Consider the following 17,032-nt stretch of genomic DNA (forward strand, 5'->3'; position numbering starts at 1 on the left):
TGTAACTCGTTATTTCGGACCATCCCCGGTCATGAACTGCTCCCGACGTGCAGACTTCTTGCTGCCAGCAGATGCGTCCGCATCACACTTTCGGCCCACTGCGCATTGCGAGCCTCGATGGCCTGAAGAATTTCGTCGTGATGGGCCATACTGCGTCGCAAATGTGCCATCTCATAGTTGGCAAAATTTCGCCGGATGACAGAGCTGCGGACGAGGCTCTCGAGCAGACCGACCAGGCGGCGGTTTCCGCTGGCCTCGGTAAGCTGTTGATGGAACTCATGGTTCAGTTCTGCCAATCGATTCCGGGCTTCCGGCTCTGTCGGAACCCGCTCGCTCACCAGCTCCATCTCACGGCAAAGCCTTCGCAAGTGACTCAGAAGTTCCGGAGAAACCTGTCGGCAAGCGGCCCCCACTGCCAAAGGCTCCAGTACAAGGCGGATATCGAAGACTTCACGTGCATCAGTTTCCGTCCAGGACACAACCCGACAGCCATGATGCGGTATCGCTTCCAGCCAACCTTCACTGACAAGTTCTCTGAGTGCTTCGCGAACTGGAGTCCGGCTTACCTGCAGCTCTTTAGCAACACTTGCCTCTCGCACATACTCATGCGGGCTGTAAGTGCCGTTCAGGACTCTCTGTCTGATACCGTCAGCGACCACTGAGGCGGCTGTTCGAGGTGAGGCACTTTCTGTGCATTTGGTGTTTGTTGTAGTCTGCATATTTCTGAACATAGCATACAATTTTTCATTACTGCCATATTTTTCGCACGAAAAATCTACTGATTCTTATAGATTGCATGCAATCTGAGTCAAAGCGAGATCTGTCGAACTGAAATTCGGTGATTTTTTTGCCGCACCGGTAAGCCGCTTTTCCTGATGGTTGCCGCAAAACTAACCTGACCCTTGATCATTGTCAGGGATGCACCATAGTGAAGGAGAGAAGTCACGGAAGTCCCAAAGGAGGGCATATCATGAGCGAGGAAGACTACAAGAAGCTCCACCCGATGCTGAGCGAGATCACCAGAACCTACGTTGATCTGTACACCAATCGGCCAAATGAGAAGAACCGGGAGAAACTGATCAAGTTGGAGGCCTTGTTGCACGAAAAACTGGAAGCCATTCAGAAGGCCAAGGAAAGTAAGGAGTAGCAACCCGGATACACCGGGTTGCCATTGCTCACAACCACTTCTCCCCGGGAGCCTGGTAGTTCTGAAATGCCCGGAGCAGCTCATCGGGCTGCTCCGCACGGATTAGCATGTCGATGTATTTCTGCTTGAGAAAGCCCGCCTGCTCCATGGTTTCAGCCATGGCCAGAAGAGGGTCGAAAAACCCGTTGACGTTGTAGATCGCACAGGGCTTCCGATGCAGCCCCAGTTGCCCCCAGGTCCAGGCTTCAAAAAGCTCTTCGAGTGTGCCGATGCCACCCGGCAGCGCAACAAACCCGTCCGCCAGATCAGCCATCAGGGCCTTGCGCTCGTGCATGTTCTTAACCACATGCAGCTCGGTCAGGCCGGAGTGGGCCAGCTCACGGTCCCGAAGATGCTCGGGGATAACCCCATGAACCCGGCCGCCAGCGGCCAGTACTGCATCGGCCACCACGCCCATCAGTCCGACATGGCCACCGCCAAACACCAGCTCAATGCCAGTGCGACCGAAATAGTCACCCAGCTCCCGGGCCTTGTCCGCGTAGAGCGGATCGTTGCCCGACCGGGAGCCGCAATAGACCGCAATCCTCATTCGCCATCCCCGATCTTGTCCTGAGTCCGAGTCTGAAAATCGCGGGCATCATGGCGCTCGTGGAGCTGGTTTTCCGGCTCACCCCAGGTACGGTTCACCATGCGCCCGCGTTTGACCGCCGGGCGCTGGGCAATCTCATCGGCCCAGCGAATGACGTTGGTGTAGGTGTGGGCTTCCAGGAACTCGGCCGCGTCGTACACCTTGTTTTTCACCAGGGCGCCGTACCAGGGCCAGATAGCCATATCGGCAATGGTGTACTCATCGCCGGCGATGTAGCGGTTGTTTGCCAGCTGGCGGTCGAGCACATCCAGCTGACGCTTCACTTCCATGGTGTAGCGGTTGATCGGGTACTCGTAATACTCCGGCGCGTAGGCATAGAAATGACCGAAGCCGCCACCGAGCATGGGGGCGCTGCCCATCTGCCAGAACAGCCAGTTCAGGGTTTCGGTGCGACCTGCGATGTCTTTGGGCAGGAAAGCCCCGAATTTTTCCGCCAGATAGAGCAGGATGGAACCGGACTCGAACAGCCGGATGGATGGATTCACGCTGTGGTCCATCATCGCCGGAATCTTGGAGTTGGGATTCACCTCCACGAAGCCGCTGCCAAACTGGTCGCCGTCGGTAATCTTGACAAGCCAGGCATCGTACTCGGCTTCTTTAATCCCCAGCTCCAGCAGCTCCTCGAGCATCACCGTCACCTTTACGCCGTTGGGCGTCGCCAGCGAGTAAAGCTGCAGGGGGTGCTTGCCAACCGGCAGTTTCTTGTCATGGGTCGGACCCGCGATGGGGCGGTTAATACTGGCAAACCGACCTCCGCTCTCGGAGTCCCATTTCCAGACTTTCGGTGGCGTGTAGGTAGCGTCGGTCATGGCATTTCTCCTCACAAAGTAGCAGTCAGGTGGCTCCGAGGTCGCATTGAGCCCGAAGCCGAAAACTCTAGCATGGAAGATCAAACAAAAAGAACCACAGGAGTACCCCATGGCAGGGCGCATTGTGCTCCTTCTTGCCTGTCTGTTCGTGTTGCCCCAGGTTCAGGCCGAGCTGTCAAACAGCAAACGGGCGCTGATCCAGGAGCTGTTCCCCTCGGCAACGGTCATTGAAGACAAGTTGCCCGATTTTCCCGTGTATCCGGTGTATCAACTCCAGGAGCTGCTTGGCTACGCCTACGAGACCGTTGACCACAGCCGTCTCCAGGGTTTCGCCGGCAAGCCCATCAGCATGCTTATCGGCCTGGATACCAAAGGCCGCTTCACCGGAGTGAAGGTGCTGAATCATCATGAGCCGGTCTTTCTGCATGGCCTCGGCGAAGAGCCCCTGTTCGAATTCGTAGATCAATACCAAGGGCACTCGCTTCGAGAGCAGATTATTGTCAGCACCTCCAATTCCAGCCGTTCCGGGCGAACCAGTGACGGCAACGTGGTCCATTTTGACGGTGTCAGCAAGGCCACGGTCTCAGTCCTGATCATCAACGACACCGTACTGTCTTCAGCCCTCAAAGTGGCGCGCAAGAAACTCGTGGGCTTTGCCCAGAGTGCGCCCACAAGGGCGAAACCGGATTTCTACCAGCCGATGTCCTGGCAGCAGATGGTCGATCGCGGTTACATCGGACACTGGCAGATGGCCAGCGAGTCCATGGAGGCCGAACTGGGTCGACCGTTATCCGACTACCCCATGGACATCGAGCCGCCGGAAGGCGCCCCCTTTACCGAACTGTTCTTCGGCTATATCAATTCGCCCATGGTGGGGCGCAACCTGCTGGGAGACGACGGCTACCAGCACCTGATGCAACGCCTCGATGACGGCGCGCAGGTGTTGGCTGTGATGTCCCGCGGCGCCTTTCCCCATGTTTCCGGCGAGTTTGTTCCCGGCAGTTCTCCCGACCGTGTCGGTCTTACCCAGAACAACCTGGCGGTGGAAATGCGCGATCTTAACCTGCTGGATCAGAATCTGGATTTCCGCGCCGCCGGCATGCCCTCGTTTGATGCCCGCCATCTGTTCCGGATCGGAGGCAATGCCGGCTTCAATCCCGGCGCCGAGGCCAAGCTGAAGCTCAATGTCGAGCTGGCCCGCAATCACTTGGTGGTAGACCGGAGATCCCTGGATATCCCGGTTCAATTCAATGAAGAGCTGTTTGAAACCGTGGAGGTTGCCCCCAGACCGGAGGACACCCGGCAGCCGGTCTGGATCGGACTCTGGAAAGAACGCTGGTGGCAGATCTCACTGCTGGTTCTGGGCCTGGCCGTGCTGACGATCTTCTTTGCCAGACAGAAAACCCTGAGCCGAAACCCGAAGCTGGTGCACCGGTTCCGATGGGGGTTCCTGTGTTTCACCCTGTTGTTTATCGGCTTCTACGCCCAGGGCCAGCTCTCCGTGGTCAACATCTATACCCTGTTCCTGGCGATCTGGGACGGTTTTTCGCTGGATGTTTTCCTGCTCGACCCGGTTCTCTTCATTCTCTGGATCTACACGTTCATTACGCTGTTTATCTGGGGCCGCGGCCTGTTCTGCGGCTGGCTCTGCCCGTTCGGCGCCCTCCAGGAAATGGCCGCCTGGCTGGGTGAAAAACTGAAATTCCGCCAGATCAGGGTGCCCGAGCAATGGCACCGGCGCCTGATCCTGCTCAAATACCCCATACTGGTCGGTCTGGTAGGCACCGCTTTCTACTCCCTGACCATCGCCGAAAAACTGGCGGAAGTGGAGCCTTTCAAAACCAGTATCACCCTGTTCTTCGTTCGCTCCTGGCCGTTCGTGCTCTATGCCGCAGCTCTGTTGGTCATCGGCATGTTCATTCACAAGTTCTATTGCCGTTACCTGTGCCCGCTGGGCGCCGGCCTTGCGGTGCTTGGCCGGTTTCGGCTGTTCAGCTGGCTGGACCGGGTCGAGCTGTGTGGCAATCCCTGTCAGCATTGCAAGAATGAGTGCGGTATCAACGCCATTCGCAAGGACGGCCGGATAGACTATGACGAGTGCATTCAATGCCTCGAGTGTGTCGTTATCCTCAAGGACGAAGAACAGTGCGTCGACAAACGGCTCGAAAACAAGAAACGGGTGAGGCAGCAAGACATTCTGGCAACCGACGCCAGCTGACTGTTATTGATCGATTATTCAAGCTATAATTGAGCAGTCATTCAAAACACGGTATTGGTGATTCGTTGTTATGGCCAGACATGCACGTTACGACAGAAAAACCGCTCTGGAAAAAGCGGTGGGGCTATTCTGGGAAAAGGGCTACCACGGCAGCTCCATGAAGCAGATTGAGCAGGCCCTCGACATGCGTCCGGGCAGCATCTACGCCACCTTCAGCAGTAAGGATGGCCTGTTTTCGGAAGCCCTTGCCGCTTACGCAGAAGAAGGTGGTCGTGAACTCTCCGCACACCTGGAAGGCTACGATTCTGTCGTTGACGGATTGCAGGACTATCTGCGCGGCATCGCCTGCCGTTGCGGCGACGAAAACGTTGCCCCCTCACGGGCCTGTATGATCGTGAAAACGCTGCTGGAATCCAGCAACACACACCCGGCCCTGGCCGCCCAGGCCAACAGCATCCTTGCCGCCATTGAGCAGTCCATCGCGGATCTGCTGGAACAGGCCAGAGCCAGGGGCGAGCTGGTTCAATCAGTGGATTGCAGTCGCCTTGCCCGGCTGCTTCAGGCCCAGATCATGGGTCTGAGATCCATGGGAGAACGGAATCTGGATCCGCAAGCCATGCGGGATCTTGGTGACGATATGGCGGCCATTCTGGACGGCTTTCGCACCCACCACTGAACCGCCCGCGCCCCGGTGCCCGAGTGCCGGGGCTGAAGGTAGCGGCACTTAGGTAGAATTGTGCCGGCCGCCATCCCCGCGTTACTATTTATGCCGCTAGCGTGGCAATATTAGCACCCTACCTTTTTAGTGGTTCCTGACAGTTCCCAGTGAGGACAGCCAAACGTTTTCCTGGAAGAGCGCTTGGCTCTCTTCACTTACAGGTCTGATTGTCATGGATAACCTTCATCATATTGTGGTCGTCGGCGGCGGCGCTGGCGGTCTTGAACTGGTCACCAGCCTGGGCAACAAGCTGGGTAAAAAGCGCAAGGCCCGCATTACCCTTGTGGATTCCGGTCTGACTCATGTCTGGAAACCCCTGCTGCACGAAGTGGCCTCCGGCTCCCTGGACGCCAATGCCAACGAGATCAACTATCGGGCCCACGCCCGGAAGCACCATTACGAATTCCAGCTGGGCCGGATGAGCGGGCTGGATCGTGCCGCCAAAAAACTGACCATTGCCCCGTTTCGCGACGAGGACGGCGCAGAGGTGGTACCCGAACGGCACATCAGCTACGACACTCTTGTGATTGCCGTGGGCAGCACCGCCAACGATTTCGGCACCCCCGGCGCCCAGGACAATTGCCTGTTCCTGGACAGTCTGAAACAGGCCCGCCGGTTCCACAAGCTCATGCTCAACGCCTTTCTGCGCAAGAATCACGAGGCCTTGCAGGGCACGGAGCACACACTGAACATCACTATTATTGGCGCCGGCGCGACCGGAGTGGAACTGGCTGCAGAGCTGCGCCTGGCGTCCCGGGAACTGCCCGTATACGGCATGAATCACCTACAGGCATCAGACGTCTCGATCAGTGTGATAGAAGCCGCTGACCGGATTCTGCCAGCATTGCCCGCACGGCTCTCGGCGGCGGCCACCCGAGAGCTCGAGCATCAGAAGGTACGGGTACTTGCCGGCCAACCGGTCAGCGAAGTCCGGGAAACCAGCATCATCATGAAAGATGGTACCGAGCTGCCCTCGGAGATGACCATCTGGGCCGCAGGCATCAAGGCACCGGCTTTCCTGGCAGACCTGGAAGGACTGGAAGTGAACCGGAGCAACCAACTGGTCGTGGAGCAGACCCTGCAAACCACTCAGGATGCCGATATCTTTGCCCTTGGCGACTGCGCTGCCTGCCCGCAGCCTGATTCCGACCGGCCGGTACCGCCCAGAGCCCAGGCGGCGCACCAGCAAGCCGACACCTTATTCAAGACGCTCTGCAACCGGCTTGATGGCGGCAAGGCAGTACCGTTCGTCTACAACGACCACGGCTCGCTGATCAACTTCAGCCGCTACACCACCGTTGGCAACCTCATGGGCAACCTGTCCGGCCGCAGCATGTATATCGAAGGCAAGGTTGCGCGCCTGTTCTATCTGTCACTCTACCGGATGCATCAGGTCGCGCTGCACGGCGTGCTGCGGACCGGCATCATCTGGCTGATGGACCGGATCAGTCGGGCCATGCACCCCAGACTCAAGCTGCACTAACCGATGCTGAGCTGTCGGACCCAGTCGATCATGGGCGCCGGGTAAATACCCAGCACGAGTATCGCCACAGCCAGTGCCATCAGGGTCACCCCGCCAATGCGGCTGCCCCAGTCATTGGTCACATCCCGCCGGCGCATGCCAGGCTCCGGCAGGTACAGCGTCACCATCACCCGGAGGTAGTAGTAAAGGCCGATGGCACTGCCTGTGACGATGCCACCCACCAGCCACCACCGACTGTCAGCCACACCCAGCGCTATCACATAGAACTTGCCGATAAACCCGGCGGTCAGCGGGATGCCCGCAAGTGACAGGAAACTGACGGTCATCACGGCCGCCAGGTAGGGCCGGCGCCAGAACAGGCCGCGATAGAGCGGCAGCCCATCCGCATCCTCACCGCCAAAGGGACTGGATACCAGGGTAACCACGCCGAAAGCCGCCAGGGTCGTCACCAGATAGGTGATGAGATAGACCCCGGTGGTTTCCATCGCCAGAGCGTTGCCCGCCACGATGGCCACCAGCAGATACCCGAAATGGGCGATGGACGAATAACCCAGCAGACGCTTGAGATTGGCCTGGAACAGGGCCAGAAGATTACCGCCCAGCATGGTCAGAAGCGCCAGCACCGTAACCAGTGTCTGCAGCCATTCACTGCTGAATACAGGCGCCGCATGCACCAAACGCAGCAGCACCACAAACACCGCCAGCTTGCTTACCGTGGCAAGAAAGATGGTCGCCGGTGCCGGGCCACCCTGGTAGACGTCCGGCGTCCACAGGTGAAAGGGCACCACCGAGAGTTTGAAGCCCAGCCCGACCACTATCAGCGCGGCGCCGGCAAGCATCCAGGCATCCGGCGCGCCGATCAGTGCGCCGGCCAGGCCGGCCAGATTCAGGTTGCCCGTGCGGGCGTAGATCAGCGCCATACCAAACAGCAGGAAGGCGGTAGCCGCGGCTGACAGCAGCAGGTATTTAATACCCGCCTCCAGTGACCGCTCGGCGCGAAAGCTGTAGGCCAGCATGCCGTAGAGGGGCATGGACAGCAGTTCAAGGCTGATAAACAGCATTGCCAGATGATTGCTGGCCACCAGAGCGAGGGCGCCCGCCGTGGCGCACAATAACAGCAGATAGAACTCTTCCCGGGGGCCAATATAACCGGTCAGGTAGTGATGGCTCAGGATGACCGTCACCAGAGCCGATAACAGGATCAGCGCGCCGGCCATGATCGCCAGCCCGTCCATCTGCATCAGCGGCGGGGAGCTTGCCGCCGGATAAGTCAGGGGCAAGACTAGCAGGGCGAAAACCAGCCCCGCCGCCGACACCAGGGCCGTGGCCGCGTGATGTCGCTGCCAGGCAATCCCGAGCATGGCCACCACGGCGGTTGAACCGACAATGATCAGGGGCAATAACGTGAGAAGGTGGGCCGCCGTCAGCATCAGCGCACCTCCCCGGACAACTCAACCAGCCCGTCACCGGCACTACCCACAAATAGCTCAGCAATGGACGCTGCGAGGCCGGCGGTGGTGTCCAGCAGGGGCTGGGGGTAAAGTCCGACCAGAAGCACCAGGGCCAGCAGGGTCAACATCATGACATACTCTCGCCAGTCTGGGCCCGGCAGCGCACCCTCCCGGTACGCTGGCCCGAAGTGCACCCGCTGCATCAGGGTCAGGGAATAAATGGCGGCCAGCACCAGCCCGGCACTGGCAATCACAGCCACCACCGGGGCGGTCGGAAAGGTGCCAAACAGGATCATGAACTCCCCCACAAAGTTCGCGGTGGCCGGCATGCCCAGGGAGGCGGCGACAAAAAACAGCGTAAAACCTGGCAGGGCCGGTATCCGGCCCCAGAGCCCACCCATAGTCCGCATGTCCCGGGTATGGATGCGTTCGTAAAGCTGCCCGCTCAGGATGAACAGCCCGGCCGAGGAGAAGGCGTGGGCCACCATCAACACCACAGCACCCTGTATCGCCAATTCCGAGCCGGAGTAGATGGCAATCAGCACGAAGCCCATGTGGGAAATGCTGGTGTAGGCGATCAACCGCTTGATGTCCTGCTGTCCGCAGGCCAGCACGGCGCCATAAATGATGCTGACCAGGCCGAGGGTCATGGCAATCGGGGCGAAGGCGACGGATTCCTCCGGGAACAGCGGCAGGCCGAAACGCAGCATGCCGTATGCGGCGGTTTTCAGGAGTATGCCCGCCAGATCTACACTGCCGGCGGTAGGTGCCTGGGCGTGAGCATCGGGCAACCAGCCGTGCAGGGGCACCACCGGCAGTTTGACCGCAAACGCTACAAAGAACCCGAGCATCAGCCAGGGAGCGATGGCCTCCGGCACCTCTGTCTGGCGCAACACGTCGTAGCTGAACGACAGTTGGCCCGTATTGCCGAAGTGGATAAACACCAGGGCCAGGATCGCCACCAGCATCAGCAGGCCACTGGCCTGAGTGTAAATGAAGAAGCGGGTGGCGGCGCGAATCCGGGTCTGGCCGGCGGAACCGCTGTGGCCCCAGAGAGCGATCAGGAAATACATGGGTACCAGCATCATTTCCCAGAACAGGAAGAACAGGAACAGATCCAGCGCCAGGAACACACCGACCACCCCACCAAGAATCCACAACAGGTTGAGGTGAAAAAACCCGATGCGATGGCCAATCTCGTGCCAGGAACACAGGACCGCGAGGGCGCCGAGAAAACCCGTGAGGGCCACCAGGATCAGCGACAGGCCATCCATGGCGAGATGGATCTCGATGCCAAACCGGGGAATCCAGGGCGCACGCCACTCCAGCAGCCACTGATACTGCCCCCCCTGGGGCAGGACAAAGTCACCGGTGAGCCAGAGCCACAGGCTGATCACCAGCACAAACAGCATGGTCGCCAGGGCAATCCAGCGCGGTGCCTGTTCGCCCCAGCGGTCGGCCTGCCAGCACAGCAGGCCACCCAGGAACGGAATCAGAATCAGCCAGACCAGGATCATGAGACACCGCCCGGCAACAGGATCAACGCCAGCAGGATGACGGTGGCCCCCAGAATCATCCCGGTGGCGTAACTGCTAACTCGGCCATTCTGGGCCCGCGCCAGTCCACCATTGAGGGCTTTTGCCAGCAGGGCCAGCAGGTTGAGGGTCATATTAACGAGATCGTGCCTCAGCATGCGTACCAGGAATTGCCAGGGCCTGACCAAAAGCCGGTCATACAGGGCATCAAAATCCCAGCCGCGGTGCCATAGCGACCACAACCGGGCGCCGATTCCCTGCCGGGCCTGCCGGCGCAGCCACTGGGCCCGCGCCAGGAACAGCCAGCCTGCCACTGCCAGGCCGGCAATTACCGTACCGATGGCAAGTACCTGAATCAGGGTATGGCCAGTCTCCGCACTGGCCCCGGGCGGTGATGGGAAGAGACTCCCCAGGTGCGGGTACAGCCAGGCGCCCAGGAAGGTGGACAATACCGCCAGCACTCCCAGGGGCAGGTGATGCGTCAGCAGGTGAGTGCCCGGCTCGGCGTTCCTAGCCTTGTCGCTGCCATATTGGCCGTGAAAGGTGCCGAGAATCAGCCGTACTGTGTACAGGCAGGTCAGGAACGCACCCAGCAAACCGGCAACCAGAAGCCCGGGCTGGCCGGCAGCCATGGCCTGCCACAGGATCTCATCCTTGCTGTAGAAGCCGGCCGTTACCAGCGGCAGAGCCACCAGAGCGGCACCGCCCACCAGGAAGCCGGCGTAAGCCACCGGCAGCCGCTTTCTCAGCCCTCCCAGATTGGCCATCTCCTGTTCATGATGGCAACTGGTGATCACGGCACCCGCAGACAGGAACAGCAGCGCCTTGAAAAACGCGTGGGTAACCAGATGGAAGATGGCGGCATCAAAGGCCCCGACGCCCAGGGCCAGAAACATGTACCCGATCTGACTCATGGTGGAATAGGCCAGTATCCGCTTGATGTCGGTCTGGGCCAGAGCGGCAAACGCTGCGAGCAACAACGAGACCGCACCAATCACGCCCACCAGCCACAGGACGTCCGGGGCCAGAAGAAAAATCCCGTGCAGTCGCGCTATCAGGTAAACCCCGGCGGTCACCATGGTAGCCGCATGAATCAGGGCCGATACCGGAGTCGGACCGGCCATCGCGTCGGGTAACCAGGTATGGAGCGGCACCTGAGCCGACTTGCCCAACGCACCGCCCAGTACCAGCAAGGCCACCAGAGTGGCAGTCGGGTCACCTGGCGACCAGAGTTCGGATGCCCGCGCCATCACCTGCTGGATATCCAGGGTCCCCAGCTCCCGGAAGATCAGGAACAGACCCAGCGCCAGAAACACATCGCCAATCCGGGTCACCACAAAGGCCTTGAATGCGGCCCGGCCATTGGCGCTGCTCTGGTAGTAGTAGCCAATCAGCAGGTAACTGCACAGCCCGACACCTTCCCAGCCCAGGAACAGCAGCAGGAGATTGTCCCCGAGCACCAGCAGCAGCATGCTGAAGACGAACAGATTCATCCAGGCGTAGAACCGGGTGATTCCCGCCTCTCCCGCCATATACCAGGCCGCGAACAGATGAATGAAAAAACCCACGCCGGTAATGACCGCCATCATCACCAGGGCCAGGCCATCGACAGCCAGGCCAATGGTTGGCCTGAACGTCCCGGCGTCAATCCAGGTCCAGAGGGTAAAGCGCAGGGTTCCGTCTTGGGGCGTATTAAGACCAATCGCCCCGGCCGTCGCCAGGGCCGCCAGGCCAACACTGGCCACCCCCAGCGCGGTGCCCACCCGGGGTCCCAGACGACCGCCGGAGAGCGCCAGCACCAGGGTCCCGAGCAGGGGAAAAGCAAATGACAAGGTAACCAGAAGCTCCATCATCCGCGCATCCTGCTGACCAGATCCAGATTCAGGGACCGTACCCGTTGGTAAAGCTGGATCATCAGCGCCAGTCCCACCGCCGCTTCGGCAGCAGCCAGGGTGATCACCAGCAGGAACATCGCCTGGCCATCCGGCTGGTTCCAGGCCGTGGCGCCGACCACAAAGGCCAGCGCCGCCGCGTTCAGCATCACCTCAAGGCTCATCAGCACGAACAGCATGTTACGCCGCACCATCAGGCCCGCCAGACCCAACACAAACAGAATGGCGGCCAGAATCAGGCCGTGTTCCATGGGAATACCCGCCATCAGGAACCACTCCTTTGCCGCAATGGGTTCGATCGGCGCCCCACATGGGACGCCGTCACCAGTGCCCCCAGCAACAGCAGGCCCGCCAACTCGACAACCATGAGCCAGGGTCCGAACAGAATCAGCCCCACCGCCCGTGCGGTCACCAGCTCCCCATTAATGGCCCGCGCCATGTCGCCGCTATTTAACAGGTATACAAGCACTGCGAGCAAGACCAGGGCCAGCAGCGCGGGACCGATCCAGTGCCGGGGATGGCGCCAGTCCTCTGCAGAGGTATCGGCACCCTCACCCAGATTGAGAATCATCACCACAAACACGAACAGGACCATGATGGCGCCGGCATAAACGATGATTTCCAGGGCTCCGGCGAAGGGTGCACCCAGGGCGAAGAACACCAGGGCCACCGCAATGAGCGACACGATGAGATAGACCACGGCATGGACCGGGTTTCTACCGGTAATCACACCCACCGTAGCCAGTATTGCCACCAGACCACTCAGATAAAATGCCAGCTCCATGGGTCTTCTCCTCCTGATCTATGGCAACAGTGAACGTACGTCCACCGGTTCCTCTTCATTCAGTGCCTGGCCCTTATCCTTCCCACCGATGGCCATGCCCGCCACCTTGTAGAAGTGGTAATCATGATCCTTGCCCGGACCATTGATCAGCAGGTCTTCCTTCTCATATACCAGTTGCTGCCGGTCGTATTCGGCCATCTCGAAATCCGGTGTCAGCTGAATTGCCGAGGTGGGACAGGCTTCCTCGCACATGCCGCAGAAAATGCAGCGGGAGAAATTGATCCGGAAGAACTCGGGATACCAGCGACCATCCTCCTGTTCCCCTTTCTGCAGGGAAATGCAGTCCACCGGGCAGGCCACCGCGCAAAGGTTGCAGGCGACACAGCGCTCCTCGCCGTCCGGGTCCCGGGTCAGCACGATCCGGCCCCGATAACGAGGCGGCAGGTAGACCGCCTCTTCCGGGTAGTTCACCGTCTCGCGCTTGCGGAAACTGTGCATGAACACCATGCCCAGGGTGCGCAGCTGGGTCCAGGTCGCCGGCACCAGCCAGAGTACGGATTTGATGAACGGGACCTTTTCCTTCTCCATACCAGGGTCCTCCTCAGGCTTAGGGGCCAACCAGCAGCATGACGGCGCCGGTTGCCAGCAGGTTGATCAGGGTCAGCGGCAGACAGACCTTCCAGCCAAAGCTCATCACCCGGTCATATCGGGGCCGCGGCAACGAGGCCCGCAGCAGGATGAACAGCATCAGAAAGAATCCGGTCTTGATCGCAAACCAGAGAATGGGCGGCAACCAGGGGCCGTGCCAGCCGCCGAAGAACAGGGTCACGATGAGGGCGGACACCAGCACCATGCCCACGTACTCGCCGATAAAGAACAGTCCGAACTTCATGCCGGAATATTCAATGTGATAGCCGTCCGCCAGCTCCTGTTCTGCCTCCGGCTGGTCAAACGGATGCCGGTGGGTCACGGCAATGCCGGCGATCAGAAAGGTACAGAAGCCAAAGAACTGGGGCACGACAAACCAAAGCCCTTCCTGAGCCGCGACAATCTCACGCATGTTGAACGAGCCGGCCAGGGCCACCACTCCCATCAGCGACAGGCCCATGAACACCTCATAGGAGACGGTCTGGGCTGAAGACCGGATGGCGCCGAGCAGGGCATATTTGTTGCCACTGGCCCAGCCCCCGAGTAACACCGCGTAGACGTTGATCCCGGCCATCGCCAGGAAAAACAGCAGCCCGATGTGCAGATCCGCAATGCCCCAACCCGGGGTGATGGGGATGATGATGAACGACAGCAGCAGGGAGGCGAAGGCAATGACCGGCGCCAGGACAAACAACGGCCTGTCGGCGAACGGCGGGATCCAGTCCTCCTTGAAGAAAATCTTGATCATGTCGGCGACCAGCTGCAGGGTACCGAATGGCCCCACCCGGTTTGGGCCGTAGCGATCCTGCCATAGCCCGAGCAGACGTCGTTCCACGATGGTCAGGGCGGCGCCAAGCAGGACAGCACCCAGCAGAATCACCAGGGCCTGGAACATGCCCCAAAGAATCGCCTGCAGCTCCGGACTCAGCCAACTCACGGCTGCACCTCCTCTCCAGCCTCGGGGGTCGACCCTGGCCCGGCAGTCAGCGTTACCCGGCCACTGGCAATCCCCGCAGGAACACAGCCCGCCGGCAGGCCCACCAGGCCAGAGGGCCAGTCGGTTTGCACGCAGGCCGGAAGTGTGACACAGGCCTGTTCGCCGGCTACGGTAATCAAGCCACCCAGCTCCGCGCCAAGTCTGATGGCATCGGCCTCCGAGAGCAGTAACGCAGGGCGTTCCATGCGCTGGCGAATCGGTTCCGCCAGCGCCGAGGTTTCATCACCACCAAACAGTCGGGGCAATACGATGGCGTGAAAGCCCTCGCTGGCCCGCCGGAACGCCAGGGGAATGGCCGAGGCGTAGTGATACTGTCCCGGCTGCGGGTTCAGCAACCGGACCCCGGGATCCCCACCGCGCAGATGGCCCCCCACCTCATCGGTGAACTTGTTCCAGGCCTGGGGCGAATTCCAGCCCGGCGCCCAGGCAAAAGGCACCTGCTGTCGCGGCTCCTGGTAGCCGCTGTAACCCTCCATGGAAAACGCGAACGCGGTGTCCGGATCCTGGGGCGTCCGGGGTTCACTGACATTCTGATCGGCACGCATGGAGGTCCGGCCACTGTACCGGTGCGGCTCCCGGGCCAGCCGCAGCCCTTCAATCCGGTAACTCGCGCCTGGTGCGGCGCCTTCAATCGGGGCCAGTGCCGGACAGGCCTTTGCACAAGCCTCCGTGACCTGATCCAGGGTAATAACCCCGGCATCCGCCTGGTGCTGCCCGGCCGACAGCGCGTGCAGCCAGCGCCAGCTCTCGTGAATTCGGGCCTCGGGCCGCATGTAGGCCGGCTCGAATACCTGGAAAAAGCGCTGGGCACGCCCTTCCAGGCTGACCAGTGTGCCATCCGCTTCGGCAAAGGTGGCGGCCGGCAATACGAAGGTGGCTTGTTCCAGGGTGCGGGTGCGCTGGTGATCCACCACAACCCGCACCTCGGCGCGCTCAAGAGCCGCATTGACCCGGCTATCCGGCAGGCGCTGGTACAGGTCGTTTTCCAGAATCACCACCGCATCGGCTTCGCCGCCAGACAGCTGGTCCAGCGCCCAGTCCAGAGTCTGCCCTCCCATCAGGGACAGCCCCGTGCTGTTCACTTCCCGGCGTACCAGTATCAGACCAGCCCTGGACGCCCGCCGGGCCAGTGCCCGGGCAATGTTCCCGGCGGCGTCCAGTACAGCGGGGCAGGCCAGTGAGCCGCCGCTGACAACCAGCGGACGCTCTGCCTCCATCAGTGCCCGGGCAATCGACTCGGCCCGCTGCTTTAGATCCTCGTCCAGATCCGGAACCGCCGGTGCCAGGGGATCAACGGCGTGGGCGATCGCAAATCCCAGCCGGGCGATGTCGTCAGGCGCCAGGGACAGCCTTGGCCGGGCAATGCCATCGAGTTCGGTAGCAGCAGGGTAGGCAATGAACAGCGGCTGGCGGTGATCCTGGGCCAGGGTTTTCATAGCCTCGGCATTCCAGTCGGGAATCCCCAGCTTCGCGGCCCGATCCGCCGGTGGCGCAATCACCGCCTGGCGGATCGACAGCCCCAGACGAGCGGCGCTTTCCATGGGATCCTCGCCGAGCACCAGCACCGCATCATGCTCTTCCACTTCCCGAAGCGTCGGCACCTTCAATCCGCAGCTTCGGGTGAGCTCGTTCATTCGATCAAGGCAGGCCTGCTCCCGGGCCTCAATCCCGGTGGCAAAGTTCGCCGCCCCCACCAGTTCCCGGAGCTGGAAATTACTCTCCAGGCTGGCCCGCGGGGAACCAATGCCGATCACCCGGCGGGCATGCTTCAGGGCATCGCCAATGCGGGCCAGGGCAGCGTCCACCGAGAGTTCTTCTGGTTGCCCGGTTTCGGAGGAATGCCACTCCGGAACCCGTGGCCGGTCGGCGCGGTTCACATAGCCGTAGCCAAACCGTCCCAGATCGCAGAGAAAATAGCCGTTAACGTCACCGTTAAAGCGGTTTTCAATCCGGCGAATATCGCCATAACGCTCACCCGGGCTGATGTTGCAGCCCATGGCACACTGGTGGCAGATACCCGGCGCAAACTGCAGGTCCCACTTGCGGGTGTAATGGTCGGAATGGCTCTGGTCCGTAAACACGCCAGTCGGGCATACTTCGGTCAGATTACCGGCAAACCGGCTTTCCAGCGTGCCCTCCTCGTGGCGCCCGAAGTAGATGTTGTCCTTGGCCCCGAACGCGCCCAGGTCAGTGCCTCCGGCGTAATCGTTGTAAAAGCGCACGCAGCGGTAGCAGGTAATACACCGGTTCATCTCATGGGCGATGAACGGACCCAGGTACTGGTTCCGGCGGGTGCGCTTGCGGAACCGGTAGCGGCGCCGGTCGTGGCCGGTCATCACGGTCATGTCCTGCAGGTGGCAATGGCCGCCTTCCTCGCACACCGGGCAGTCGTGGGGATGGTTGATCATCAGCCACTCCACCACACTGGCACGGAAGGCCCGGGCCTCCTCGTCCTCGATATCAATCCGGGTCTGATCCGCAGCCGGCGTCATGCAGGACATCACCAGCATGCCCTTATCGTCGTCCTCGTCCTTGTACTGGCGCACGGCACACTGGCGGCAGGCACCGACACTGCCCATGGCGGGGTGCCAGCAGAAGTAGGGAATGTCCAGGCCCAGGGACAGGCAGGCCTGGAGCAGGTTGTCTGCACCGTTGACCTCGTAGCTCTGGCCGTCCACATGAATGGTTGCCATGGTGCCGG

At 60.7% G+C, this 17,032-nt stretch carries 15 protein-coding genes; 4 read left to right on the plus strand and 11 right to left on the minus strand.

Going from position 1 to position 17,032, the window contains the following annotated elements; all coding sequences use genetic code 11:
• Positions 1-29: 29 nt before the first annotated feature.
• Positions 30-731 carry a GntR family transcriptional regulator gene (locus ACN0XM_RS02375; RefSeq protein ID WP_417565314.1) on the minus strand — a complete coding sequence of 234 codons (702 nt, stop codon included), beginning with the start codon at positions 729-731 and terminating at the stop codon, positions 30-32.
• Positions 732-970: 239 nt separating this feature from the next.
• On the opposite strand from ACN0XM_RS02375, the gene ACN0XM_RS02380 reads away from it, so the two are divergent.
• Positions 971-1,147, plus strand: coding sequence for a hypothetical protein (locus tag ACN0XM_RS02380; RefSeq protein ID WP_417565315.1), 177 nt, complete (start codon positions 971-973; stop codon positions 1,145-1,147).
• A gap of 28 nt (positions 1,148-1,175) precedes the next feature.
• Here ACN0XM_RS02380 and ACN0XM_RS02385 read toward each other — a convergent pair whose 3' ends face one another.
• Together ACN0XM_RS02385 and yghU are read right to left on the minus strand one after the other, a co-directional pair.
• Positions 1,176-1,736 carry a TIGR00730 family Rossman fold protein gene (locus ACN0XM_RS02385; protein ID WP_417565316.1) on the minus strand — a complete coding sequence of 187 codons (561 nt, stop codon included), beginning with the start codon at positions 1,734-1,736 and terminating at the stop codon, positions 1,176-1,178.
• On the minus strand, positions 1,733-2,605 hold the full coding sequence (gene yghU, locus ACN0XM_RS02390) for a glutathione-dependent disulfide-bond oxidoreductase (RefSeq protein ID WP_417565317.1): 873 nt from the start codon (positions 2,603-2,605) through the stop codon (positions 1,733-1,735). Before yghU ends, ACN0XM_RS02385 begins: the two co-directional genes overlap by 4 nt.
• Positions 2,606-2,714: 109 nt before the next feature.
• On the opposite strand from yghU, the gene ACN0XM_RS02395 reads away from it, so the two are divergent.
• From ACN0XM_RS02395 to ACN0XM_RS02405, 3 genes are all read left to right on the plus strand, one after another.
• Positions 2,715-4,823 (plus strand): 4Fe-4S binding protein, encoded by a 2,109-nt coding sequence (locus ACN0XM_RS02395; RefSeq protein WP_417565318.1) that lies wholly within the window; start codon positions 2,715-2,717, stop codon positions 4,821-4,823.
• 70 nt (positions 4,824-4,893) lie between these two features.
• Positions 4,894-5,499, plus strand: a complete 606-nt coding sequence (locus ACN0XM_RS02400; protein ID WP_417565319.1) for a TetR/AcrR family transcriptional regulator — start codon at positions 4,894-4,896, stop codon at positions 5,497-5,499.
• A gap of 214 nt (positions 5,500-5,713) precedes the next feature.
• Complete coding sequence (locus ACN0XM_RS02405) at positions 5,714-7,024, plus strand: NAD(P)/FAD-dependent oxidoreductase (RefSeq protein WP_417565320.1); 1,311 nt, start codon at positions 5,714-5,716, stop codon at positions 7,022-7,024.
• On the opposite strand, the gene nuoN is transcribed toward ACN0XM_RS02405, so the two are convergent.
• Genes nuoN through nuoG form a run of 8 tightly spaced genes read right to left on the minus strand, consistent with a single transcriptional unit; the run spans position 7,021 to position 17,024 of the window.
• Positions 7,021-8,457 carry an NADH-quinone oxidoreductase subunit NuoN gene (gene nuoN / locus ACN0XM_RS02410; protein ID WP_417565507.1) on the minus strand — a complete coding sequence of 479 codons (1,437 nt, stop codon included), beginning with the start codon at positions 8,455-8,457 and terminating at the stop codon, positions 7,021-7,023. The genes ACN0XM_RS02405 and nuoN overlap by 4 nt on opposite strands.
• Positions 8,454-9,992, minus strand: a complete 1,539-nt coding sequence (gene nuoM / locus ACN0XM_RS02415; protein WP_417565321.1) for an NADH-quinone oxidoreductase subunit M — start codon at positions 9,990-9,992, stop codon at positions 8,454-8,456. The genes nuoN and nuoM overlap by 4 nt, the downstream gene beginning before the upstream one ends.
• Entirely contained in the window at positions 9,989-11,863 is a 1,875-nt protein-coding gene (nuoL, locus tag ACN0XM_RS02420; protein ID WP_417565322.1) for an NADH-quinone oxidoreductase subunit L, read from the minus strand. The genes nuoM and nuoL overlap by 4 nt, the downstream gene beginning before the upstream one ends.
• Positions 11,860-12,168 (minus strand): NADH-quinone oxidoreductase subunit NuoK, encoded by a 309-nt coding sequence (nuoK, locus tag ACN0XM_RS02425; protein ID WP_417565323.1) that lies wholly within the window; start codon positions 12,166-12,168, stop codon positions 11,860-11,862. Before nuoK ends, nuoL begins: the two co-directional genes overlap by 4 nt.
• Entirely contained in the window at positions 12,168-12,686 is a 519-nt protein-coding gene (nuoJ, locus tag ACN0XM_RS02430; protein WP_417565324.1) for an NADH-quinone oxidoreductase subunit J, read from the minus strand. The genes nuoK and nuoJ overlap by 1 nt, the downstream gene beginning before the upstream one ends.
• An 18-nt stretch (positions 12,687-12,704) precedes the next feature.
• On the minus strand, positions 12,705-13,274 hold the full coding sequence (gene nuoI / locus ACN0XM_RS02435; protein WP_417565325.1) for an NADH-quinone oxidoreductase subunit NuoI: 570 nt from the start codon (positions 13,272-13,274) through the stop codon (positions 12,705-12,707).
• A gap of 19 nt (positions 13,275-13,293) precedes the next feature.
• Positions 13,294-14,271: an NADH-quinone oxidoreductase subunit NuoH gene (gene nuoH / locus ACN0XM_RS02440; protein ID WP_417565326.1), complete on the minus strand. Its 978-nt coding sequence runs from the start codon at positions 14,269-14,271 to the stop codon at positions 13,294-13,296.
• Positions 14,268-17,024, minus strand: coding sequence for an NADH-quinone oxidoreductase subunit NuoG (gene nuoG / locus ACN0XM_RS02445; RefSeq protein WP_417565327.1), 2,757 nt, complete (start codon positions 17,022-17,024; stop codon positions 14,268-14,270). Before nuoG ends, nuoH begins: the two co-directional genes overlap by 4 nt.
• Positions 17,025-17,032: the final 8 nt, after the last annotated feature.

The organism is Marinobacter sp. (assembly GCF_048269445.1).
Classification (GTDB): domain Bacteria; phylum Pseudomonadota; class Gammaproteobacteria; order Pseudomonadales; family Oleiphilaceae; genus Marinobacter.

Bases quoted from the DNA above. Each gene is read 5' to 3' on its own strand.
- ACN0XM_RS02375 (WP_417565314.1), bottom strand. From the start codon at position 731: ATGTTCAGAAATATGCAGACTACAACAAACACCAAATGCACAGAAAGT.
- ACN0XM_RS02380 (WP_417565315.1), top strand. From the start codon at position 971: ATGAGCGAGGAAGACTACAAGAAGCTCCACCCGATGCTGAGCGAGATC.
- ACN0XM_RS02385 (WP_417565316.1), bottom strand. From the start codon at position 1,736: ATGAGGATTGCGGTCTATTGCGGCTCCCGGTCGGGCAACGATCCGCTC.
- yghU (WP_417565317.1), bottom strand. From the start codon at position 2,605: ATGACCGACGCTACCTACACGCCACCGAAAGTCTGGAAATGGGACTCC.
- ACN0XM_RS02395 (WP_417565318.1), top strand. From the start codon at position 2,715: ATGGCAGGGCGCATTGTGCTCCTTCTTGCCTGTCTGTTCGTGTTGCCC.
- ACN0XM_RS02400 (WP_417565319.1), top strand. From the start codon at position 4,894: ATGGCCAGACATGCACGTTACGACAGAAAAACCGCTCTGGAAAAAGCG.
- ACN0XM_RS02405 (WP_417565320.1), top strand. From the start codon at position 5,714: ATGGATAACCTTCATCATATTGTGGTCGTCGGCGGCGGCGCTGGCGGT.
- nuoM (WP_417565321.1), bottom strand. From the start codon at position 9,992: ATGATCCTGGTCTGGCTGATTCTGATTCCGTTCCTGGGTGGCCTGCTG.
- nuoL (WP_417565322.1), bottom strand. From the start codon at position 11,863: ATGATGGAGCTTCTGGTTACCTTGTCATTTGCTTTTCCCCTGCTCGGG.
- nuoK (WP_417565323.1), bottom strand. From the start codon at position 12,168: ATGGCGGGTATTCCCATGGAACACGGCCTGATTCTGGCCGCCATTCTG.
- nuoJ (WP_417565324.1), bottom strand. From the start codon at position 12,686: ATGGAGCTGGCATTTTATCTGAGTGGTCTGGTGGCAATACTGGCTACG.
- nuoI (WP_417565325.1), bottom strand. From the start codon at position 13,274: ATGGAGAAGGAAAAGGTCCCGTTCATCAAATCCGTACTCTGGCTGGTG.
- nuoG (WP_417565327.1), bottom strand. From the start codon at position 17,024: ATGGCAACCATTCATGTGGACGGCCAGAGCTACGAGGTCAACGGTGCA.